Source organism: Neisseria sp. P0007.S010 (assembly GCF_051962875.1).
GTDB lineage: Bacteria > Pseudomonadota > Gammaproteobacteria > Burkholderiales > Neisseriaceae > Neisseria > Neisseria subflava_A.
On the sequence record NZ_JBQCUX010000001.1, the window covers coordinates 42,957 to 62,796 of the forward strand.

Annotated in this window: 21 protein-coding genes; 17 read left to right on the forward strand and 4 right to left on the reverse strand. The window is 46.7% G+C overall.

Translation table 11 applies throughout. The features are described from left to right. Nucleotides 1–36 precede the first annotated feature (36 nt). Nucleotides 37–1,068 carry a Holliday junction branch migration DNA helicase RuvB gene (gene ruvB, locus ACTHR7_RS00215; RefSeq protein WP_293206526.1) on the reverse strand — a complete coding sequence of 344 codons (1,032 nt, stop codon included), beginning with the start codon at nucleotides 1,066–1,068 and terminating at the stop codon, nucleotides 37–39. Between the two features lie 216 nt (nucleotides 1,069–1,284). Here ruvB and cmk point away from each other — a divergent pair, with 216 nt between their 5' ends. The 10 genes from cmk to ACTHR7_RS00265 all read left to right on the forward strand — a co-directional run bounded on the left by cmk (nucleotide 1,285) and on the right by ACTHR7_RS00265 (nucleotide 11,074). Continuing rightward, nucleotides 1,285–1,944 carry a (d)CMP kinase gene (gene cmk, locus ACTHR7_RS00220; RefSeq protein ID WP_293206528.1) on the forward strand — a complete coding sequence of 220 codons (660 nt, stop codon included), beginning with the start codon at nucleotides 1,285–1,287 and terminating at the stop codon, nucleotides 1,942–1,944. 154 nt (nucleotides 1,945–2,098) lie between these two features. Then, a complete protein-coding gene (gene rpsA, locus ACTHR7_RS00225; RefSeq protein ID WP_003678994.1) occupies nucleotides 2,099–3,784 on the forward strand; it encodes a 30S ribosomal protein S1 in 1,686 nt (561 codons plus the stop codon). A gap of 10 nt (nucleotides 3,785–3,794) precedes the next feature. Continuing rightward, complete coding sequence (locus ACTHR7_RS00230) at nucleotides 3,795–4,109, forward strand: integration host factor subunit beta (RefSeq protein ID WP_003678992.1); 315 nt, start codon at nucleotides 3,795–3,797, stop codon at nucleotides 4,107–4,109. Nucleotides 4,110–4,368: 259 nt separating this feature from the next. Next, nucleotides 4,369–5,505: a cell division protein ZapE gene (zapE, locus tag ACTHR7_RS00235; protein WP_049333700.1), complete on the forward strand. Its 1,137-nt coding sequence runs from the start codon at nucleotides 4,369–4,371 to the stop codon at nucleotides 5,503–5,505. A 94-nt stretch (nucleotides 5,506–5,599) separates the two neighbouring features. Further along, nucleotides 5,600–6,025, forward strand: coding sequence for a nucleoside-diphosphate kinase (gene ndk / locus ACTHR7_RS00240; protein ID WP_004519785.1), 426 nt, complete (start codon nucleotides 5,600–5,602; stop codon nucleotides 6,023–6,025). A 168-nt stretch (nucleotides 6,026–6,193) separates the two neighbouring features. Continuing rightward, nucleotides 6,194–7,282, forward strand: coding sequence for a 23S rRNA (adenine(2503)-C(2))-methyltransferase RlmN (gene rlmN, locus ACTHR7_RS00245; protein ID WP_003683577.1), 1,089 nt, complete (start codon nucleotides 6,194–6,196; stop codon nucleotides 7,280–7,282). A gap of 8 nt (nucleotides 7,283–7,290) precedes the next feature. Beyond that, nucleotides 7,291–8,046 carry a type IV pilus biogenesis/stability protein PilW gene (pilW, locus tag ACTHR7_RS00250; RefSeq protein ID WP_107867600.1) on the forward strand — a complete coding sequence of 252 codons (756 nt, stop codon included), beginning with the start codon at nucleotides 7,291–7,293 and terminating at the stop codon, nucleotides 8,044–8,046. Continuing rightward, complete coding sequence (locus ACTHR7_RS00255; protein WP_293206541.1) at nucleotides 8,047–8,928, forward strand: helix-turn-helix domain-containing protein; 882 nt, start codon at nucleotides 8,047–8,049, stop codon at nucleotides 8,926–8,928. 1 nt (nucleotide 8,929) lies between these two features. Continuing rightward, the gene (ispG, locus tag ACTHR7_RS00260; RefSeq protein ID WP_440370116.1) at nucleotides 8,930–10,195 is read left to right on the forward strand and encodes a flavodoxin-dependent (E)-4-hydroxy-3-methylbut-2-enyl-diphosphate synthase; all 1,266 of its coding nucleotides are present in this window, start codon (nucleotides 8,930–8,932) and stop codon (nucleotides 10,193–10,195) included. Nucleotides 10,196–10,228: 33 nt separating this feature from the next. After that, nucleotides 10,229–11,074, forward strand: coding sequence for a DUF817 domain-containing protein (locus ACTHR7_RS00265; protein WP_070589759.1), 846 nt, complete (start codon nucleotides 10,229–10,231; stop codon nucleotides 11,072–11,074). A gap of 58 nt (nucleotides 11,075–11,132) precedes the next feature. Here the strand turns inward: ACTHR7_RS00265 and ACTHR7_RS00270 are convergent, their stop codons facing one another. Together ACTHR7_RS00270 and ACTHR7_RS00275 are read right to left on the reverse strand one after the other, a co-directional pair. Continuing rightward, complete coding sequence (locus ACTHR7_RS00270; protein ID WP_440370117.1) at nucleotides 11,133–12,674, reverse strand: L-lactate MFS transporter; 1,542 nt, start codon at nucleotides 12,672–12,674, stop codon at nucleotides 11,133–11,135. Between the two features lie 224 nt (nucleotides 12,675–12,898). Next, nucleotides 12,899–13,480, reverse strand: coding sequence for a superoxide dismutase (locus ACTHR7_RS00275; protein WP_070460856.1), 582 nt, complete (start codon nucleotides 13,478–13,480; stop codon nucleotides 12,899–12,901). Nucleotides 13,481–13,634: 154 nt separating this feature from the next. Between ACTHR7_RS00275 and dnaB the strand changes: the two genes are divergently transcribed. From dnaB to ACTHR7_RS00305, 6 genes are all read left to right on the forward strand, one after another. Beyond that, nucleotides 13,635–15,041, forward strand: a complete 1,407-nt coding sequence (gene dnaB / locus ACTHR7_RS00280) for a replicative DNA helicase (protein ID WP_440370118.1) — start codon at nucleotides 13,635–13,637, stop codon at nucleotides 15,039–15,041. Between the two features lie 157 nt (nucleotides 15,042–15,198). Further along, nucleotides 15,199–15,867, forward strand: a complete 669-nt coding sequence (locus ACTHR7_RS00285) for a GspH/FimT family pseudopilin (RefSeq protein WP_440370119.1) — start codon at nucleotides 15,199–15,201, stop codon at nucleotides 15,865–15,867. A gap of 12 nt (nucleotides 15,868–15,879) precedes the next feature. Further along, complete coding sequence (pilV, locus tag ACTHR7_RS00290) at nucleotides 15,880–16,539, forward strand: type IV pilus modification protein PilV (RefSeq protein WP_440370120.1); 660 nt, start codon at nucleotides 15,880–15,882, stop codon at nucleotides 16,537–16,539. Between the two features lie 2 nt (nucleotides 16,540–16,541). Then, nucleotides 16,542–17,477 (forward strand): PilW family protein, encoded by a 936-nt coding sequence (locus ACTHR7_RS00295; RefSeq protein WP_107697074.1) that lies wholly within the window; start codon nucleotides 16,542–16,544, stop codon nucleotides 17,475–17,477. Beyond that, nucleotides 17,456–18,025, forward strand: a complete 570-nt coding sequence (locus ACTHR7_RS00300) for a pilus assembly PilX family protein (protein WP_254346259.1) — start codon at nucleotides 17,456–17,458, stop codon at nucleotides 18,023–18,025. Before ACTHR7_RS00295 ends, ACTHR7_RS00300 begins: the two co-directional genes overlap by 22 nt. A gap of 12 nt (nucleotides 18,026–18,037) precedes the next feature. Next, nucleotides 18,038–18,538: a PilX family type IV pilin gene (locus tag ACTHR7_RS00305; protein WP_440370121.1), complete on the forward strand. Its 501-nt coding sequence runs from the start codon at nucleotides 18,038–18,040 to the stop codon at nucleotides 18,536–18,538. 52 nt (nucleotides 18,539–18,590) lie between these two features. On the opposite strand, the gene ACTHR7_RS00310 is transcribed toward ACTHR7_RS00305, so the two are convergent. Beyond that, the gene (locus ACTHR7_RS00310; protein WP_440370122.1) at nucleotides 18,591–19,211 is read right to left on the reverse strand and encodes a Smr/MutS family protein; all 621 of its coding nucleotides are present in this window, start codon (nucleotides 19,209–19,211) and stop codon (nucleotides 18,591–18,593) included. Nucleotides 19,212–19,347: 136 nt separating this feature from the next. On the opposite strand from ACTHR7_RS00310, the gene ACTHR7_RS00315 reads away from it, so the two are divergent. Beyond that, entirely contained in the window at nucleotides 19,348–19,725 is a 378-nt protein-coding gene (locus ACTHR7_RS00315) for a hypothetical protein (protein ID WP_107848749.1), read from the forward strand. Nucleotides 19,726–19,840 lie beyond the last annotated feature (115 nt).

Genomic DNA, 19,840 nt, shown 5'->3' on the forward strand with positions numbered 1-19,840 from the left:
GGCCGTCTGAAAGCAGTTTTCAGACGGCCTTCATTATTATTCTTGAACCTTCAAACCGAAATGCAGATAGGCTCGTTCAGTTGCTACGCGTCCGCGCTGTGTACGCTGCAAAAAGCCCTGCTGAATCAGATATGGTTCAATCACATCTTCGATGGTATCGGTCGATTCGCCAATCGCAGCAGCCACGTTTTCCAAACCGACAGGACCGCCGCTGAACTTGTGCAAAATCGCCTCAAGGAATTTCCTGTCCATCACATCCAAACCTTGCCCGTCTACATCCAGCATACTCAAGGCAGCATCGGCAATTTCCGCATCAATGACGCCGTTGTTTTTCACATCGGCATAATCGCGTACACGTCGCAAAAGGCGGTTGGCAATACGCGGCGTACCGCGGCTGCGCTTGGCCACTTCCATCGCGCCCTCTTCGCCCATATCCAACTGCAATAATTGAGCAGAACGGGCAACAATAGTTGCCAAATCTTTATTCTGATAAAACTCCAATCGGGACACAATTCCGAAACGGTCGCGCAAAGGATTGGTCAGCATACCGGCACGGGTCGTCGCACCCACCAATGTAAACGGCGGCAAATCTATTTTGACCGAACGCGCGGCCGGCCCCTCGCCTATCATGATGTCCAACTGATAATCTTCAAGCGCAGGATAAAGGATTTCTTCAACCACTGGGCTTAAACGGTGGATTTCATCGATAAACAGCACATCATGCGGCTCGAGGTTGGTCAATAAGGCTGCAAGGTCGCCGGCACGTTCCAAAACCGGACCGCTGGTTTGACGCAAATTAACGCCTAACTCTTTGGCGATAATGTGCGCCAAAGTAGTTTTACCCAAACCCGGAGGACCAAACAGCAAAGTGTGGTCAAGCGCTTCGCCACGTTTTTTCGCCGCCTGAATAAAAATGGCCAACTGCTCTTTTGCTTTATCCTGTCCGATATAGTCGTCTAAAGTTTTCGGACGTAAAGCGCGTTCAAGCAATTCTTCCTGAGCGGAAATATTTTGAGCAGTGATAATACGCTGAGGTTGTGCAGAAGTAAGATTATCGGTTTGTAACATAATGTTTCTAAATTCTAAGACCGTTCCCGACCCGTTGTTTCAGACGGCCCGAACAATCAGATAAAGCGGTTAAATTATGATTTTGGCCATTATACCCGATAAGGCCGAACCACTTTTCCCTCAAATCTAAATCCCACAAAAATTTTCGTTTTCAGACGGCCAAAGCAACGTATAATAAACGGTTAATTCAAATACCTATCGCATTCAGGAGAACACATGAGCTTCAAGCAAAAAGTTATCGCCATCGACGGCCCCAGCGCATCCGGCAAAGGGACGGTTGCCTCACGCGTAGCCGAAGCCTTGGGTTTTCTTTACCTCGACTCCGGTGCGCTTTACCGTCTGACCGCACTTTACGCACAAAAACAAAATGTTGCCTGGACAGATGAAGATGCTGTCAGCACATTGGCAGAAACCTTGCCCGCACAATTTGAAGGCAGCGTCGTATTATTGAACGGCGAAGATGTATCCGAGCAAATCCGTACCGAAGCGATCGGTATGGGCGCATCTGCCGTCGCGCAGTTGCCTAAAGTGCGTACCGCCCTTTTGCAGCGCCAACGCGACTTCCTAACCGAAAAAGGTTTGGTCGCCGACGGCCGCGATATCGGCTCGGTTGTTTTCCCTGATGCCGCATTAAAAATTTTCCTGACCGCAAGTGCCAATGTCCGCGCCCAACGTCGTGCCAAACAACTCGGTATCCCATGCGAAGGCGTTGCATTCGAGCGTATTTTGTCGGACATTGAAGCGCGCGACGAAGCAGACCGCCGCCGCCCTGTTGCTCCGTTGAAACAGCTGCCCGACGCCCTGCTTTTAGATACCGATAACCTTTCTATCGAAGAGGCTGTAAAAAAAGTGCTTGATTGGTATCATAAAGTTTAAAATTTGGAGTATAATCGCGAAGTTTTCATTTCAGACGGCCTGTTAACCCTATAACAAGGCCGTCTGAAAACATTTCCCAACCTGCCGCGCCAAGGACGGCAGGTCATTTCAAACCTAACCCGCACCCCTTGGCGGTGTACCGAAAAGAGTATATATGACTATGGAAAATTTTGCCCAGCTGCTGGAAGAAAGCTTTACCCTGCAAGAGATGAACCCAGGTGAAGTGATTACTGCCGAAGTAGTCGGCATCGATCAAAACTTCGTTACCGTTAACGCAGGTCTGAAATCAGAATCTCTGATTGATGTTGCTGAATTCAAAAACGCTCAGGGCGAGATTGAAGTTAAAGTTGGCGATTTCGTTACTGTTACCATCGAATCTGTTGAAAACGGCTTCGGCGAAACCAAACTGTCCCGCGAAAAAGCCAAACGCGCTGCCGACTGGATCGCTTTGGAAGAAGCTATGGAAAACGGCGACATCCTGTCCGGCGTTATCAATGGCAAAGTCAAAGGTGGTCTGACTGTTATGATCAACAGCATCCGTGCATTCCTGCCGGGTTCTTTGGTTGACGTACGTCCTGTAAAAGACACTTCTCACTTCGAAGGCAAAGAAATTGAATTCAAAGTGATCAAACTGGACAAAAAACGCAACAACGTTGTTGTGTCCCGCCGCGCTGTTCTGGAAGCTACTTTGGGCGAAGAACGCAAAGCCTTGCTGGAAAACCTGCAAGAAGGTTCAGTTATCAAAGGTATCGTTAAAAACATCACCGATTACGGTGCATTCGTTGACTTGGGCGGCATCGATGGTCTGTTGCACATTACCGACTTGGCATGGCGCCGTGTGAAACACCCAAGCGAAGTTTTGGAAGTTGGTCAAGAAGTTGAAGCTAAAGTCCTGAAATTCGACCAAGACAAACAACGCGTTTCTCTGGGTATGAAACAACTGGGCGAAGATCCTTGGAGCGGCCTGACCCGTCGTTACCCACAAGGTACCCGCCTGTTCGGTAAAGTATCCAACCTGACTGACTACGGTGCGTTCGTTGAGATCGAACAAGGCATCGAAGGTTTGGTACACGTTTCCGAAATGGATTGGACCAACAAAAACGTACACCCAAGCAAAGTTGTTCAACTGGGTGACGAAGTTGAAGTAATGATCCTGGAAATCGACGAAGACCGTCGCCGTATCTCTTTGGGTATGAAACAATGCCAAGCTAACCCTTGGGAAGAGTTTGCTGCCAACCACAACAAAGGCGACAAAATCTCCGGCGCAGTTAAATCTATCACTGACTTCGGCGTATTCGTAGGTCTGCCTGGCGGCATCGACGGTCTGGTTCACTTGTCTGACCTGTCTTGGACCGAAGCTGGCGAAGAAGCTGTACGCAAATACAAAAAAGGCGAAGAAGTTGAAGCCGTTGTATTGGCCATCGACGTTGAAAAAGAACGTATCTCTTTGGGTATCAAACAACTGGAAGGCGATCCGTTCGGCAACTTCATCAGCGTAAACGACAAAGGTTCTTTGGTTAAAGGTTCTGTGAAATCTGTTGACGCCAAAGGTGCCGTAGTCGCTCTGTCTGAAGAAGTTGAAGGCTACCTGCCTGCTTCTGAATTCGCCGCTGACCGCGTTGAAGACCTGACTACCAAACTGAAAGAAGGCGACGAAGTTGAAGCCGTTATCGTTACCGTTGACCGCAAAAACCGCAGTATCCGTCTGTCTGTTAAAGCGAAAGACGCTAAAGAAAACCGCGAAGCGCTGAATTCAGTTAACGCCGCTGCAACTGCCAATGCCGGTACTACCAGCTTGGGTGACTTGCTGAAAGCCAAACTGTCCGGCGACCAAGAATAAGGTTGCAGACATGACGAAGTCTGAATTGATGGTTCGCCTTGCAGAAGTGTTTGCCGAAAAAAATGGCAACCAACTGCTGGCTAAAGATGTCGAATACAGTGTAAAAGTCTTGGTTGATACCATGACCCGCTCACTGGCTCGTGGACAACGTATCGAAATCCGCGGCTTCGGCAGCTTCGACTTGAACCACCGCCCTGCCCGTATCGGGCGCAACCCGAAAACCGGTGAACGCGTGGAAGTGCCAGAAAAGCATGTCCCTCACTTCAAACCGGGTAAAGAGTTGCGTGAGCGTGTAGACTTGGCATTGCAAGAAAGTGCTCATTAATACTTAGTAGCAAAACGCCGCAGAAATGCGGCGTTTTTTTGTTTTCTCAAGAAATACAAAGCCAGATCTTTTCACGCATACCTTAATCACACACTATTTCAACTATATTTACTACAATGCTTTTGCAAAAAACGCAGGCCGTCTGAAATCATTTATAATAGACCGACTATTCTGTAATGAAAACATCATTCCAACTACTGTCCAAACTATTGCGGATGATGTTTCAACTATCGCCAGCAAAGCATAATAAAGGTTACACATGAGCAATAGAGACCAACTATTCACACCACCTCCATTTGAAAACCACAGCCCATTGACTTGGTATCAAGCTGCAGCCGAACAGCCCAACTTTATCCGCGACGAAGCCCAAGCGCGAGCCATTGAATATTTGGATCGTTTGTGGACCGAGCTGATGATGTTCAAACGCAAACGCAACCGTTTTCTCGGCCGTAGCTTGCGTTCCCCTCAAGTACCTAAAGGACTCTATTTTTATGGCGGCGTAGGACGCGGTAAAAGCTTTTTGATGGATGCTTTTTTCGGCTGTCTCCCTTATCGTCGTAAGCGTCGCGTGCATTTCCATGCCTTCATGGCCGAAATCCATCAACGCCTTAAAGTCTTGAAAAGCGAAGCCAATCCCTTAAAAGCCGTTGCAACAGAAATTGCCAAAGAAACACGCGTATTATGTTTTGACGAGTTCCACGTCAGCGATATTGCCGATGCCATGATTCTAGGCCGTTTGCTGGAAAACCTGTTGAGTGAAGGTGTAGTCTTGGTAGCCACTTCCAACTACGCTCCATCCGAACTCTATCCTCAAGGCCAAAACCGCAGCAGCTTTCTACCAACCATCGCCCTTATCGAGTCCAACCTGACCGTTTTAAATGTGGATGGCGGCGAAGATTACCGCTTGCGTACGCTGCGTCCTGCTGAAATTTTCTTTGTCCCCAATAATGAAGAAAATGAGCAAAAACTGGCTGCTTTATTTAAAGAAATGAGCGGAATCTCTGAATTAAACCCAGGCATTAGCATTATTCATGGACGGGAAATTCCTCATAAAGCCCAGTCAGAACGCGCCATCTGGTTTGATTTCCGTGCATTATGTTTTGGCCCGCGCTCACAAGCTGACTACCTGTACTTGGCCGAACATTATGAGATGGTTTTCCTTTCAGGATTAGAACGTCTAACCCCTCAAGAAAAAGCAGAAGCACGCCGTCTGACATGGTTAATTGACGTTTTATACGATTTCCGTGTGAAATTGTGCGCTACCAGCGCAGTTGGCGTAAACGATATTTATGTCGAAGGCGATTTCGCCGAAGAATTTACCCGTACAGCCAGCCGTATGATCGAAATGCAATCCGAAGTCTATTTGGAACAACCACACCTAACTTTAAGCAAATAATGCCTTTCCCAAAAAGGGGCGAAATTTGGTAGAATACACTTCCCTTGCCTCTTGGCTGCGACAACTTACTTATCAATAAAAACAAGGACATAACATGGCCATCGAACGTACGATTTCCATCATCAAACCCGATGCAGTAGAAAAAAACGTCATCGGCAAGATTTATAGCCGCTTTGAAGAAAACGGCTTGCGCATTATTGCGGCGAAAATGAAACATCTCTCTGAGCGTGAAGCAAAAGAGTTTTATGCCGTACATAAAGATCGCCCTTTTTATGAAGACTTGGTTAAATTCATGACTCGCAATCCTGTTATGATTCAAGTATTAGAAGGTGAAAACGCCGTTGCCAAAAATCGTGAATTGATGGGCGCAACCAATCCAGCCGATGCAGCTCCTGGCACAATCCGTGCCGACTTTGCAGAATCTGTCAGTGTTAATGCCGTACATGGTTCTGACAGCGTTGAAAATGCTGCAATTGAAATTGCTTACTTCTTCAGCCAAAGCGAAATCTGCCCACGCTAAGAGTAAAAGCCTGTAGCCGCTTTACGGCCGTCCGATTTATATCGGACGGCAAAACTGCTTTGTATGTCCTACAAATTAAAGGCCGTCTGAAAACCCAAAGGCTTTTAAAGCAAAGCTGCCCAATAAGCCTCTTTGCTTTAAAAGCTTTACTGAGAAACATAAAAATACATGAAAACCAATCTACTGAATTACGATTTAAACGGACTGACGCAACACTTTGCCGAAATGGGTGAAAAGCCTTTTCGTGCCAAGCAGGTAATGCGTTGGATGCATCAAGCGGGTGCACAAAACTTTGAAGAAATGACTGACTTAGCCAAATCATTGCGTGCCAAGTTAAATGAACAAGCCACAATCGAAGTGCCCAAATTAATGATGGCACAAGAATCTACTGATGGCACACGCAAATGGTTGCTGGATGTAGGCACGGGCAACGGTGTAGAAACCGTCTTTATTCCCGAAGCCGAACGCGGTACTTTGTGCATCTCTTCCCAAGTAGGTTGCGCATTGGAATGCACTTTCTGCTCTACCGGACGACAAGGTTTCAACCGTAACCTGACTGCCGCTGAAATTATCGGTCAGCTTTGGTGGGCCAATAAAGCCATGGGCGTTACCCCTAAAAATGAACGCGTTATCTCCAATGTTGTGATGATGGGCATGGGCGAACCCATGGCAAACTTTGACAATGTTGTTACCGCTTTAAGCATTATGCTGGATGATCACGGCTACGGCTTGAGCCGTCGCCGCGTGACTGTTTCCACTTCGGGCATGGTTCCACAAATGGACAGACTGCGTGATGCAATGCCTGTTGCTTTGGCTGTATCTTTACACGCATCCAACGATGAAGTGCGCGATCAGATTGTTCCCCTCAACAAAAAATACCCGCTCAAAGAATTGATGGCGGCCTGTCAACGTTATCTGGTCAAAGCCCCCCGCGACTTTATTACCTTTGAATACGTTATGCTCGACGGCATCAACGATAAAGCACAACATGCACGTGAATTGATTGAATTGGTTAAAGACGTACCCTGCAAATTCAATCTGATTCCGTTCAATCCTTTCCCAAATTCCGGCTACGAACGTTCTACCAACGAAAATATCCGTGTCTTCCGCGATATTCTGCAACAAGCCGGCTTTGTCGTTACTGTCCGCAAAACTCGCGGCGACGATATTGATGCCGCTTGCGGACAATTGGCTGGACAAGTACAAGATAAAACACGCCGCCAACAAAAATGGCAACAAATTTTGGTCGAACAATAAGGTTAATTATGAAAATCAAGTTCGGATTCGCTTTACTTACCGCACTGACTCTTTCTGCCTGCGCATCCTCTTCCGGACCAAGCCCCAAAGAACGTGCCATTCAGGTTTCCAATATCAAAACCCAGCTTGCCGTGGAATATATGCGCGGCCAAAACTACCGCCAAGCTACCGAAAGTATCGAAGAGGCGCTTAAATTCAATTCAAAAAACGATATTGCTTGGCTGGTACGCGCTGAAATCTATCAATATCTGAAGGTCCGCGATAAAGCTCAGGAAAGTTTTCTTAAAGCATTGTCTTTAAAACCGGATAGTGCGGAAGTTAACAACAATTACGGTTGGTTCTTGTGCAATCAAATGAATGCACCTGCCGAGTCTATGGCTTATTTTGATAAGGCACTGGCCGACCCGACCTACCCGAGCCCCTTTATTGCCAATATGAATAAAGGCATTTGCAGTGCAAAGTTAGGCCAATACTCTTTGGCTCAAGCCTATTTGGAAAGGTCTTTGGCGGCCAATCCACAATTCTTCCCTGCTTTCAAAGAGCTTGCCCGAACCAAAATGATGGCAGGCAATCTGAACGATGCCGACTATTATTTCCGCCAATACCAAAGTAAAGTCGATGTCCTGCAGGCTGACGATTTACTTTTAGGCTGGCGTTTGGCCACCGCCTTGGGCAATAAACACGCCGCATACGAATACGAAGCCCAACTTAGGGCAAACTTCCCTTATTCAGACGAACTACAAACTGTCACAACAGGCCACTAAATGGAAAATAACGATAAAATCAACTACGACACACAAGCCGCCAAAACATTGGGGGATGAATTACGCAAACACAGAACTGATGCCAAAATCGATATTCAAGATGTTGCTTCACGTTTGAAACTGTCTGCCGAACAAATTGATGCTTTGGAAAAAGGGAAATATTCAGGCTTTCCCGGCTTAGTCTTTGTTTCAGGCTATCTTCGTTCATATGCACGATTCCTCAAAATCGATGAACAAATCATCGCCAAACATTTGCTCTCCATTACTCCGCAACTTGAAGACCATGTATACGCGGTAACACGCAGTGCCAATGCCGGCTTAAGCTACAAAGACACTGAAAAACAAGGTTTCCCAAAATGGATATTGGGGATAGCCGCACTGGCTTTGGTTGTAGGCGGTGTTTACTTTTGGCAAAGCAAATCCAGTTTTGAAAACGAGCAGGCAAATATTCAAAACAGCAAAGATGTTGCTGATACGATGAAAACGCCTGCCTTAAAAACGGATAATGTTGCCGTTAGCGAAATGACGGAAGAGGGCAAAAAAGAAATTACCAATAAGCCTGAAGTGGCTAATGATCAAGCAGCTTCAGCAGCTTCTGCCGTTGTAGAAGAAAAACCTGCCGTCAAAGTCGAGAAAGACGAGCTGTGGATTAAAGTCCAATACCGAAGCAATCTGATTATTACAGACAAAGATGGAAAAGTAGTATTCAGCCGTATCGTTCCGGCCGGAAGCGAACAACGTCTGAGAGGCGGCGCGCCTTACAATGTTTGGATCGGTATTGCAGCCGGCTCGGAAGCCAATTACGGCGGCACACCTATCGAACCTTTGAAATACCGTGTTGCCGGTGAAAAATCCGCCTCTTTTGTTGCAGGAAAAAACTAAAATGACCACACCTAAACGCCGTCAGACACATCAAGTCAAAATTGACCACCTCATCATCGGCTCCGATGCGCCCGTTGTTGTGCAATCTATGACCAATACCGACACCGCAGATGCAGAAGCAACCGCCCGACAGGTCAAAGAGTTGAGCGATGCCGGCTCAGAAATGGTACGCATCACGGTCAATACTCCGGAAGCTGCTTCAAAAGTAGCCGAAATCCGCAGCCGCTTAGACGATATGGGTTACACCACGCCTTTGATTGGTGATTTCCATTTCAATGGCGAACGCTTATTGGCTGAATTTCCCGAATGCGGCAAAGCCCTGTCTAAATACCGTATCAACCCGGGTAATGTCGGCAAAGGTGCAAAAGGCGATGAAAAATTTGCCTTTATGATTCGTACTGCCGCAGAAAACAATAAAGCCGTACGCATCGGTGTGAACTGGGGTTCACTTGATCAAAGCCTTGCCAAGCGCATGATGGATGCCAACCTAGCTTCTGCTACACCGAAGCCGCCTGAAGAAATCATGAAAGAGGCTTTGATTGTTTCTGCGCTGGAGTCGGCAGAAAAAGCCGTGGCTTTGGGCTTGCCTGAAGACAAAATCATTTTGTCGTGCAAGGTCAGCGCCGTACAAGACTTGATTCAGGTTTACCGCGAATTGGGCAGCCGTTGCCGCTATCCGCTCCATCTCGGTCTGACTGAGGCCGGCATGGGCAGCAAAGGTATTGTGGCATCTACCGCTGCCTTGGCTGTATTGTTGCAAGAAGGCATCGGCGACACCATTCGAATTTCCCTTACGCCCGAACCCGGCTCCCCGCGTACACAAGAAGTCATTGTCGGTCAGGAAATCCTGCAAACCATGGGCTTGCGCTCCTTTACGCCAATGGTTACAGCCTGCCCGGGTTGCGGCCGCACCACCAGTACCGTATTCCAAGAATTGGCGCAAGACGTACAAAACTATTTACGCCAAAAAATGACTGTTTGGCGCACTGAGTATCCAGGCGTTGAATCATTGAACGTTGCCGTAATGGGTTGCGTAGTCAATGGCCCGGGCGAAAGCAAGCTTGCCGATATCGGTATCAGCCTGCCAGGTACAGGCGAAACACCGGTTGCGCCGGTTTATGTAGACGGCGAACGAAAAGTTACCCTCAAAGGAGACAATATCGCTGCTGAGTTTTTACAAATCGTTGAAGATTATGTCAAAACCAACTACTGTGAAGGTGGCGCAAAACGTAAGCAAAACCGCGTTATTCCGATTCAATCTGCCTAAAACATTTTCAAGATAAAGAGGCCGTCTGAAAATATGTTGGGCAAACTGGATACTTGGCTGACTGAACATCCCAAACGCAAGGATTTGCATGGTTGGCGACGCTTTATCGTTGAATTTTGGTTTTTCGGTTTGAAAGAAGCACGAGCCTGCTTATTTGCAGGCTTGTTTTTCATTGCCATGTTCCTCGTTCCGAAAACAGGCTGGTTGGGAATTTCGCGCTACGACCTACTGCTGATTTTTGCCGTCTCCGTGCAAGCAGCCATGCTGTATTTCAAGCTGGAAACTTGGGATGAAGTGAAATCGATTACGCTGTTTCACTTGGTGGGCTTTGCTTTAGAATGGTTCAAAACATCAGGCGATATCCAGTCTTGGAGCTATCCGGATGAGGCATACACCAAAATCGGCGGCGTACCGCTGTTTGCGGGCTTTATGTATGCCGCAGTCGGCAGCTATATCATTCAAGCATGGCGGCTGTTTGACCTTAAAATCAAAAGTCATCCGCCGTATTGGTTGGGCACTTTGTGCGCGCTGGCGATTTATATCAATTTTTTCACCCATCACTATATCGGCGACTATCGCTGGTATCTTGCTGCTTTTGCTCTCGGCCTATACGCTCGGACAACGGTCTTATACACGCCCTATGACACCACTCGCAAAATGCCGCTCCTGCTCGCTTTCGTCCTGATCGGATTTTTTATTTGGCTGGCGGAAAATTTGGGAACCCTATTCGGCGTTTGGCGCTATCCCAACCAAATCGGCGCGTGGGCATCGGTACACATCAGCAAATGGAGTTCATGGGCTTTATTGGTGATGATGACTTTTACCATCGTTGCAAATTTAAAACATATTAAACATACCATCAGCGTATCGAAAGATTAGTTGCTTAATATTTTAAAAGGCCGTCTGAAACTTTCAGACGGCCTTTAATTTTCAACAATTAATTAAACAAACTTAAGGCTTTCACAAAAACCATAATGACGCCATAGCCCAAAGGGATACAGACCAAAGCCCAGCGCCACCATACTCCGATACCGCCCGCTGATACTTTCTTGCTGATCAGATAGGCATCGGATACAGCGGTTTCATCATCGGGGTTGCCGCTATGTGCCGCTACTTTAATGTCTTTCTCGTGATGCTTTTCATGAACCGAACGAACACTCAAGTTACACAGTAAACCGACAATCAACAAACCCGCCATAATATACATGGTAATGCTATAAGCTTCAGCAGCCGGAACGCCGCTTTCAATTTGGCTTTGGCGGATATAGTTGACCAACACCGGACCAATAACGGCCGCAGTTGACCATGCCAGCAAAATCCTACCGTGGATTGCACCGACTTGATAAGTGCCGAACAAATCCTTCAGATACGCCGGAATCGCTGCAAAACCGCCGCCATACATGGAAATGATGACGCAGAATCCAATAACAAACAAAGCCTTGTTCCCGCTCTCGCCAATCGACGGAATGGCAAAATACAACAGCGAGCCGAGCACAAAGAAAATAGTATAAGTATTTTTACGGCCAATTTTGTCGGACACGCTGGACCACAAAAAGCGCCCCCCCATATTAAACAGACTCAACAGGCTCACAAAACCTGCCGCCGCACCCGCACCAATGGCAGCCTGTTTACCGACAGAAGTTTCAGAAAACAGCTCCTGAATCATGACAGAAGCCTGACCCAAAACGCCGATACCCGCCGTCACGTTCAGACACAACACCCAAAACAAGAGCCAGAATTGCGGCGTTTTCATGGCTTGTGAGACATTGACATGATTACTGCTGACCAATTTGCTTTTGATTTTCGGCGCAACATAACCTTTAGGTTTCCAGCCATCGGTAGGTATGCGGATGGTAAACGCGCCGAACATCATCAAAACCAGATAAAACAATCCTAAAACGACAAAAGCCTGCGCTACGCCAACCGAAGTTTCACTGGAGAAAAAACTCATCAACGACACGGATAAAGGCGAAGCCAACATCGCGCCACCGCCAAAACCCATAATCGCCAAACCTGTCGCCATGCCCGGTTTATCGGGAAACCATTTCATTAGTGTCGATACTGGCCCAATATAGCCCAAGCCCAAACCAACCCCGCCAATCACACCGTTGCCCAAATAAAGCAAAAACAGATTGTGCGTATGAACGCCGATCGCCGACACAAAAAAGCCCAAGCTAAAGCAGCAGGCAGCAACAAACATTGCTTTACGCGGCCCAACGCGCTCCATCCATGTACCGAACATGGCCGCTGACGCGCCCAACATCGCCAAGGCAATACTGAAAATCCAACCCACCGTGGTCAGCTTCCAATCTCCTGCAGCCGACTCAGTAATACCGATAAGCTTGGTCAGCGGCGCATTGAACACGGAATAAGCGTATATCTGCCCGATGGCAAGATGCACGGCCAAAGCGGCAGGCGGTACCAGCCAACGATTAAAGCCGGGTTTGGCAATGGTTGCCTCACGGTCTAGAAATTTCATAAAATCCTCTTGTGTGATATGTGTCAAACGCTGATTCCATATCATGTGGAATCGAAAAATTGTTGACAATATTTTAGCATAATCTCTCGTTTATCCTTTTTTCTGCTCCATGATAATTTTGCGCATCAAACAGAAAAAACATTCATCTAAACCATTTCATCACCCCAATATCGACAAAAAGGCCGTCTGAAAATTCTTCAGACGGCCTTTTCATTCATATCGTTTTATGCGGCAAAGCGTTTGGCAACTTCATCCCAGTTAACGATTTCCCAGAAACCTTTCAGGTAGTTAGGACGGCTGTTGCGGTAGTCGATATAGTAGGCGTGTTCCCATACGTCGCAAGTCAACAGCGGAGTGTTTTCAGTAGTCAGCGGAGTACCTGCATTGGAAGTAGAAACCAGATCCAATTCACCGGCAGGCGTTTTCACCAACCATGCCCAACCAGAGCCGAAAGTACCGGCCGCGCAAGCATCGAACGCTTCTTGGAATTTCTCGAAGCTGCCCCATTTGGCATCGATGGCCGCAGCCAATTCGCCGGCAGGTTTGCCTTGGCCTTTAGGGGTAAAGCCCAGCCAGTAGAAAGTATGGTTCCACGTTTGGGCAGCGTTGTTGAACATACCGCCGGAAGATTTTTTCAGGATTTCTTCCAAAGGCATTTCTTCAAACTCAGTGCCTTTGATTTGATTGTTCAAATTGGTGATGTAAGTTTGATGGTGTTTGCCGTAGTGAAACTCCAAAGTTTCTTTGGTCAGATGAGGGGACAACGCATCCAGTTCATAAGGCAATTGTGGCAGCTTGTGTTCCATTTTTATGCTCCTAATTATTGATATTTATATTTTGGTAGTGTACGTCGTCATATTGACAACATAGCTATTTTACCTGCTTTAGCCTAAACAAACCAATTGAACTTACACTGCGTTATAATAGCGGATTACAATTTTCCAGCCAGAGATGCCCGTCATGAGCAATTATTCCGATATGCCGTCTGAAGACCGTGAAATCAGCGCATTATCATTGCCGCCGCATTCCACAGAAGCGGAGCAATCCGTTTTGGGCGGCCTGATGCTGGAAAATTCTGCTTGGGACCGTATTGCCGATGTCGTTTCCGGCGAGGATTTTTACCGCCACGAACACCGCCTGATTTTTCGTGCCATTGCCAACCTGATTAATGAAAGCCGTCCTGCCGACGTCATTACCGTTCAGGAAAGTTTGGAACGCAATGAAGAATTGGAAGCGGCAGGCGGATTCAACTATCTGATTACGCTGGCGCAAAACACGCCATCCGCTGCCAATATCCGCCGCTACGCCGAAATCGTGCGTGAGCGTTCCATCATGCGCCAGCTTGCCGAAGTCGGCACGGAAATTGCACGCAGCGCATACAATCCGCAAGGGCGCGATGCAGGCCAGCTTTTGGACGATGCGGAAAACAAAGTATTCCAAATTGCCGAAAGTACCGCCAAATCCAAACAAGGCTTCCTTGAGATGCCCGACCTTTTGAAAGAAGTGGTCGAGCGCATCGATATGCTTTATTCGCGTGACAATCCTGATGAAGTAACCGGCATATCGACAGGTTTTATCGACCTCGACAAAAAAACATCAGGCCTCCAACCGGGCGATTTGATCATCGTCGCAGGCCGTCCTTCCATGGGTAAAACTGCCTTTTCGATCAACATTGCGGAACACGTTGCCGTAGAGGGCAAGCTGCCTGTTGCCGTATTCTCGATGGAAATGGGCGGTGCGCAGCTGGTTATGCGTATGCTGGGTTCGGTCGGACGTTTGGATCAAAGCGTTTTAAAAACCGGCAGATTACAAGACGAACACTGGGGCCGTCTGAACGAAGCGGTCGTTAAACTCTCCGATGCACCCATGTATATTGATGAAACTCCGGGCTTGACCGCGCTCGAACTGCGCGCCCGCGCCCGTCGTCTTGCGCGCCAGTTCAACGGCAAATTGGGCTTGATCGTCATCGACTACCTGCAATTGATGTCAGGCTCCGGCCGTTCTGACAACCGCGCTTCCGAGCTTGGCGAAATTTCCCGCTCACTCAAAGCATTGGCCAAAGAATTGCAAGTTCCCGTCATTGCCCTGTCGCAGTTGAGCCGTACAGTTGAGCAGCGTACCGACAAACGCCCGATGATGTCCGATTTGCGTGAATCCGGCGCAATCGAGCAGGATGCCGACTTAATTATGTTCATGTATCGTGATGAATACTACAACTCAGAATCACCCTCAAAAGGCTTGGCGGAATGTATTATCGGCAAACACCGTAACGGTCCAGTCGGGAAAGTATTCCTCACTTGGATGGGTCAATTTACCAAATTTGATAATGCAGCCTATATTCCAGAATCCATGTTGATGGAAGATTGAGACAGATTGTCTGAAAAACTAACCGAATTTCATATTTCATTAGTCACGCATTACAAAATCGTTTAAAATAAATCTAATAAAAGCAAAAGCATTGCCACAGGCAAGTGCAAAAGAGAAAACGTCAGTTACCCAACGCATTACTACCAAAAAATCACTCATGTATCAGACACAAAAAGGCTTCACCCTAATTGAGTTGCTGATCGTCATTACTATTGCAGCAGTAATGGCGGTCATCGCACTTCCCAATATGAATCAATGGATTGCCTCCAGACGTGCGGCATCGCAAGCAGAGCAAATTGCCAATCTGCTGCGCTTCGCGCGTAATGAGGCCGTCCGTCTCAATCTTCCCGTTTACATCTGTCCGGTCAAAATTAAATCCGATGGCTCACCCAATAATGGTTGCGATTCCAAATATGCCGGTAATGGTATGTTGGCCTACGCCGATAAAAACGAAGATTCCAACTATAAAAACGATACAGTCGATTTATCCGTCCGCTCCATTATTCTCAATGGAGGCACCGACAAAGTAGAATACAGCTTCGACTACATCCCTATCGGCAATGACCGTTCTGCCCTCTCTACTTCGGCTTCAAACGAAGTCTGGTGGAGGTTTCTTCCCAATGGTACATTTGGCCATTCGACCGATGGCAAGAATTATCAATTTTCAGACGGCCACATCAAAATCAGCCTGACGGATAAATCCGCCGCCGATACTGAAACCAAGAAAGTCCGTGCTACCGTACTCTTAATCAATGGCAATGGGCATGTCGAAATCTGTGCTAAAAACGATGAGCGCAAAATGTGCGAATACACTTCCAAAAAATAACAACGGTATCTTATGAACATTACTAATCCTACTCATCTCAGATCATTTAAAGGCCGTCTGAAAATGAGCTCATCAAGCTTTACCCCAAAACTTCAATCAGGCATGACCCTGATTGAAGTTTTGATCGCCATGTTTGTCCTTGCTATCGGTGTGCTGGCCCTTCTGGCTGTCCAACTGCGTACCGTATCCAATGTGCGTGAGTCTGAAAATCAAACCACCGTCGCCCAAATTACGCAAAATCTGATTGAAGGCATGCTCATTAATCCGACGTTCCCTAAAGAAAAAGAAGTCGATAAGATGACAGGCGAAAAAACTCCCCGTTATAAAAAATCCTACAAAGCTTATGAACAGCTTAAAGATTCAAATCAAACTACTGAATTTGAAGACAAAATGACGAAAGAACAACTTGCGCAGGCGCAAATTGCCCAGTTTAAGGCTGACTTAACCAAAGCCCTTCCCGAAGCCCAAGTCTTCTCGACCATCTGCAAAGATTCTTCCGGTGCAGAGCCGACTTACGAAAATGGCTTCCAAGCAAACTGCGATGGCAAAGGCGACACAACCATCGTTAAAGTTTTATGGTTGCAAGATGTCGAAGAAGAAAATACCGCAAAAAATCTCAACACATCGGGACATCACGTTGTCTATACCTACCAATCACGCGTAAGAGACTAACAATGAACAATAAACGCTTACTCAACCATATTCCCAATAAAACCGCCATTCGCGGTTTTAGCATCCTTGAATTTTTGGTTGCCAGCCTGCTTAGCATGATTGTCTTAATGGCTGTCAGCTCCACCTACTTTACTGCACGCGGATTAAACAAATCTGCCAACGCCCGCATCGGTATCCAACAAGATTTGCGCAACGCCGCCAACATGATCGTCCGCGATGCGCGTATGGCAGGCAATTTCGGCTGCTTCAATATGGCAAATTTTCCTGCATCTGCAGTGATAGAAGACAAAAGCTCAGATGAATATACCTTGAAAACAGCCGGTGTGAATAAGCTGTTACCTGTTAAAGAAATCAATAAATTAAGCTATACCGGCTTTGCTCAAACTGGCAAAGCCCTGCTGTTTCAATACGGTATCGACAAGAAAAATCCTGCTGCAAAAACTGCCATTGCCAGCAGCTGCTACGGTATTGCCAAACCTCACACAGAAATTAAAGATTTGGCTGCGGCAAAATCGGCTTTAAAAATTACCAACTCTGATCAAGACGGCAGTATCGCCATTATGAAACATGAAATGATTGCTTACGCCGTCGGTACGCTTGGCGAAGAGAGCGGCTTATTCCGTTTCCAATTATCAAATGATGGCTCATGGAGTAATCCGCAGCTGCTAATTAAAGGCATTACAACCATGGATATCCACTATATCTATGCAGAATGTCCTGATTCTGAAAATGCATCAGCAAGTGGAGCAAATGCGGAAACCTTTAAGTATGCAGATCAATTGGATACCTCAATTGAGGCTAAGTCTCCGGCTTCTATCCAAATCGTACTGAATAACGGCAGTATTGACCCATCAAAAGAACAAGACAATAAAGTCGATATCTATAATATTAATGCCACCATCCGCGGAGGAAACGTATGCGCCGACCGATCACTCTAAACAAACCTAACCGGCAGCAGGGCTATGCTTTGTTTATCGTCTTAATGATGATGGTCGTCATCGCACTGCTCGTGGTCACAGCCACCCAGTCCTACAATACCGAACAGCGTATCAGTACAAATGATGCCGACCATAAATTTGCTACCACGCTTGCCGAAGCTGCATTGCGTCAAGGTGAGAACCACATTTATGAAATCGAAGACGGTAAAAAACCGTTTACTGATAATTGCGCCGAAGGATTGTGTAAAGCTGCTAATGTTACAGCAGGAATCTACACTATTGCTTCAGGAACAATTACCGTCAGTGGTACTTCAAAAGATGAAGCATGGATTCGAGAAGACAAAAAAAAGAAAACAAAATACATTGATATTAACGGCATCCCCTATCCTAGCAAAAATAGCGGAGCTAAAAAAGATGCGCGTTATATCATCGAATACCTAAGCACCAATTCTACCGACAACCGTACCATTTACCGCGTTACCGCCAAAGCATGGGGAAAAAACGAATATACGGTAGTCATGCTGCAATCCTATGTAGCCAACGAATAAATAGATAAAATCATGAATACGTCTATCACTAAATCTCAAGGCTTTACGCTGGTTGAGATGCTGATTGTCGTTGCTATCATCGGCATCCTCAGTACCATCGCTTACCCTTCCTATATCCATTACATCGAACGCGGCTATCAATCTCAAGCGCATACAGAACTGCTTGCTATTAATAATGCCTTGAAAACCAAATTAGTCAAAAATCCTACCCTCAAAATAGAAGATGAAGTTGAGGGAGATACAGGATTGGTTAAGACCTACAAAGCTGCGCCCGAGGTCGCTGCCAAATATGACTTTAGCGGTAGAATGAAAAATAAGGACGCTAAAAACAGCAGGGCTTATTATCTTTTCGCCACTCCGAAAAAGGGTACTGATTACAAACTTTCCGTTCGGATGGATAGTTTGGGCAATGCTTACAAATGTACTGATATTAATTCTGCCAAAGATCCCAACAAAACTACAATGACCAATGGAAAAGGTTGCGAATCGGTTTCCAAAAAGAAATCTTCTTAGGCTGGCAAACATAAAAAAGCAGTGTCATCTTACTGACACTGCTTTTTTTATTTTACTGCTTCCAATCATCGTCTCGGCGTTGGCGCTTCAACAAAATCCTGACTGCGCCATCATTGCCTTGTCGAGGCTCGACATAAGCCAACACATCAGGATGCTGCATCAACCAGCGACGCGTCATATTTTTCAAAACCGGTTTATAGCCTGCAGAACCCAAGCCGCTGCCGTGGACAATCTCGCCGCAAACACCGCGTTTTTTCGTAAACTCAATAAATTCGTTCAATACCTGCTGCGCTTCTTCCTGCGTATAGCCGTGCAAATCTACATCCGCCACCACGGGATAATGGCCGTTTCGCAAACGCATCAAATCATTTTTACCCTGCCCGTTTTTACTGAACGAAGCCGGCGGTTCTTCCCAGCCGCCGCTGCCTACATAAAAATAATCTTCCTGCTCCAAAGTCGCCATTTCTTTAGGTCGCGGCTTGATAGGTGATTTATCACGAGGCTGTTCATAATAGTTACCGGCATTTTTCAACGGCGTAACCTTGCCAACCGCCTTGCTGAAATCTACATCCTCTACCAGCTTTTTAGCCTTCGCTTCGGCTTCCCGCTCCGCGGCTTCCTTTTTCGCCTGTTTGCCCAAAGCCTTCAGCGTTTCTTGAAAGTTTGCCGTCATGGTTTGTCCTTTCCAAAAAATTGATTGCGCACATTATAGCAAACCCGATTACAAGACCGTCTGAAAGACTCTTATCATCGCTTCTTGTTTAGGGTATAGTATTAACGTATTGCCAGTCTTACAAAAGAGAGAAAATATGTTTAAACGCCCGGAAGAAATCATCGTCTTGATACTTGCCCTATTATGGGTCGGACTCAGCTACTACTTTGCCGCCATCCTGATTTCAGATGCCTACACCATTCTCCTGATTACCGTACTGACTTTTGTTTGGGCGGTCATCTGTTTCCTTTTATGGCAACGCAACTTAAGCCGTCATATTTGGCCGCTGTTCCTCGGCAGCCTGGTTGCCTGCTGGTGGCCATACTTCACTTGGCTTGCCAGCGATGTTCCCGAAGGTACATGGTATTCAGGCTGGACATTCAAATCCATTATCGCCCTGATTCCCGTTGTTGCCGCTTATATTTTCAAGTGGAAACGAAGCCGGAAAAACAAAATCTCCAACACCATTGCCTGATACCTCGCGCCGTCTTTTTCAGACGGCGTTTTCCATATCTGACATAACGCTCAGACTGTCAACAATTCCAATAAAATGCTATACTCTTCACACGATTTAACACCCTAAAACAGGC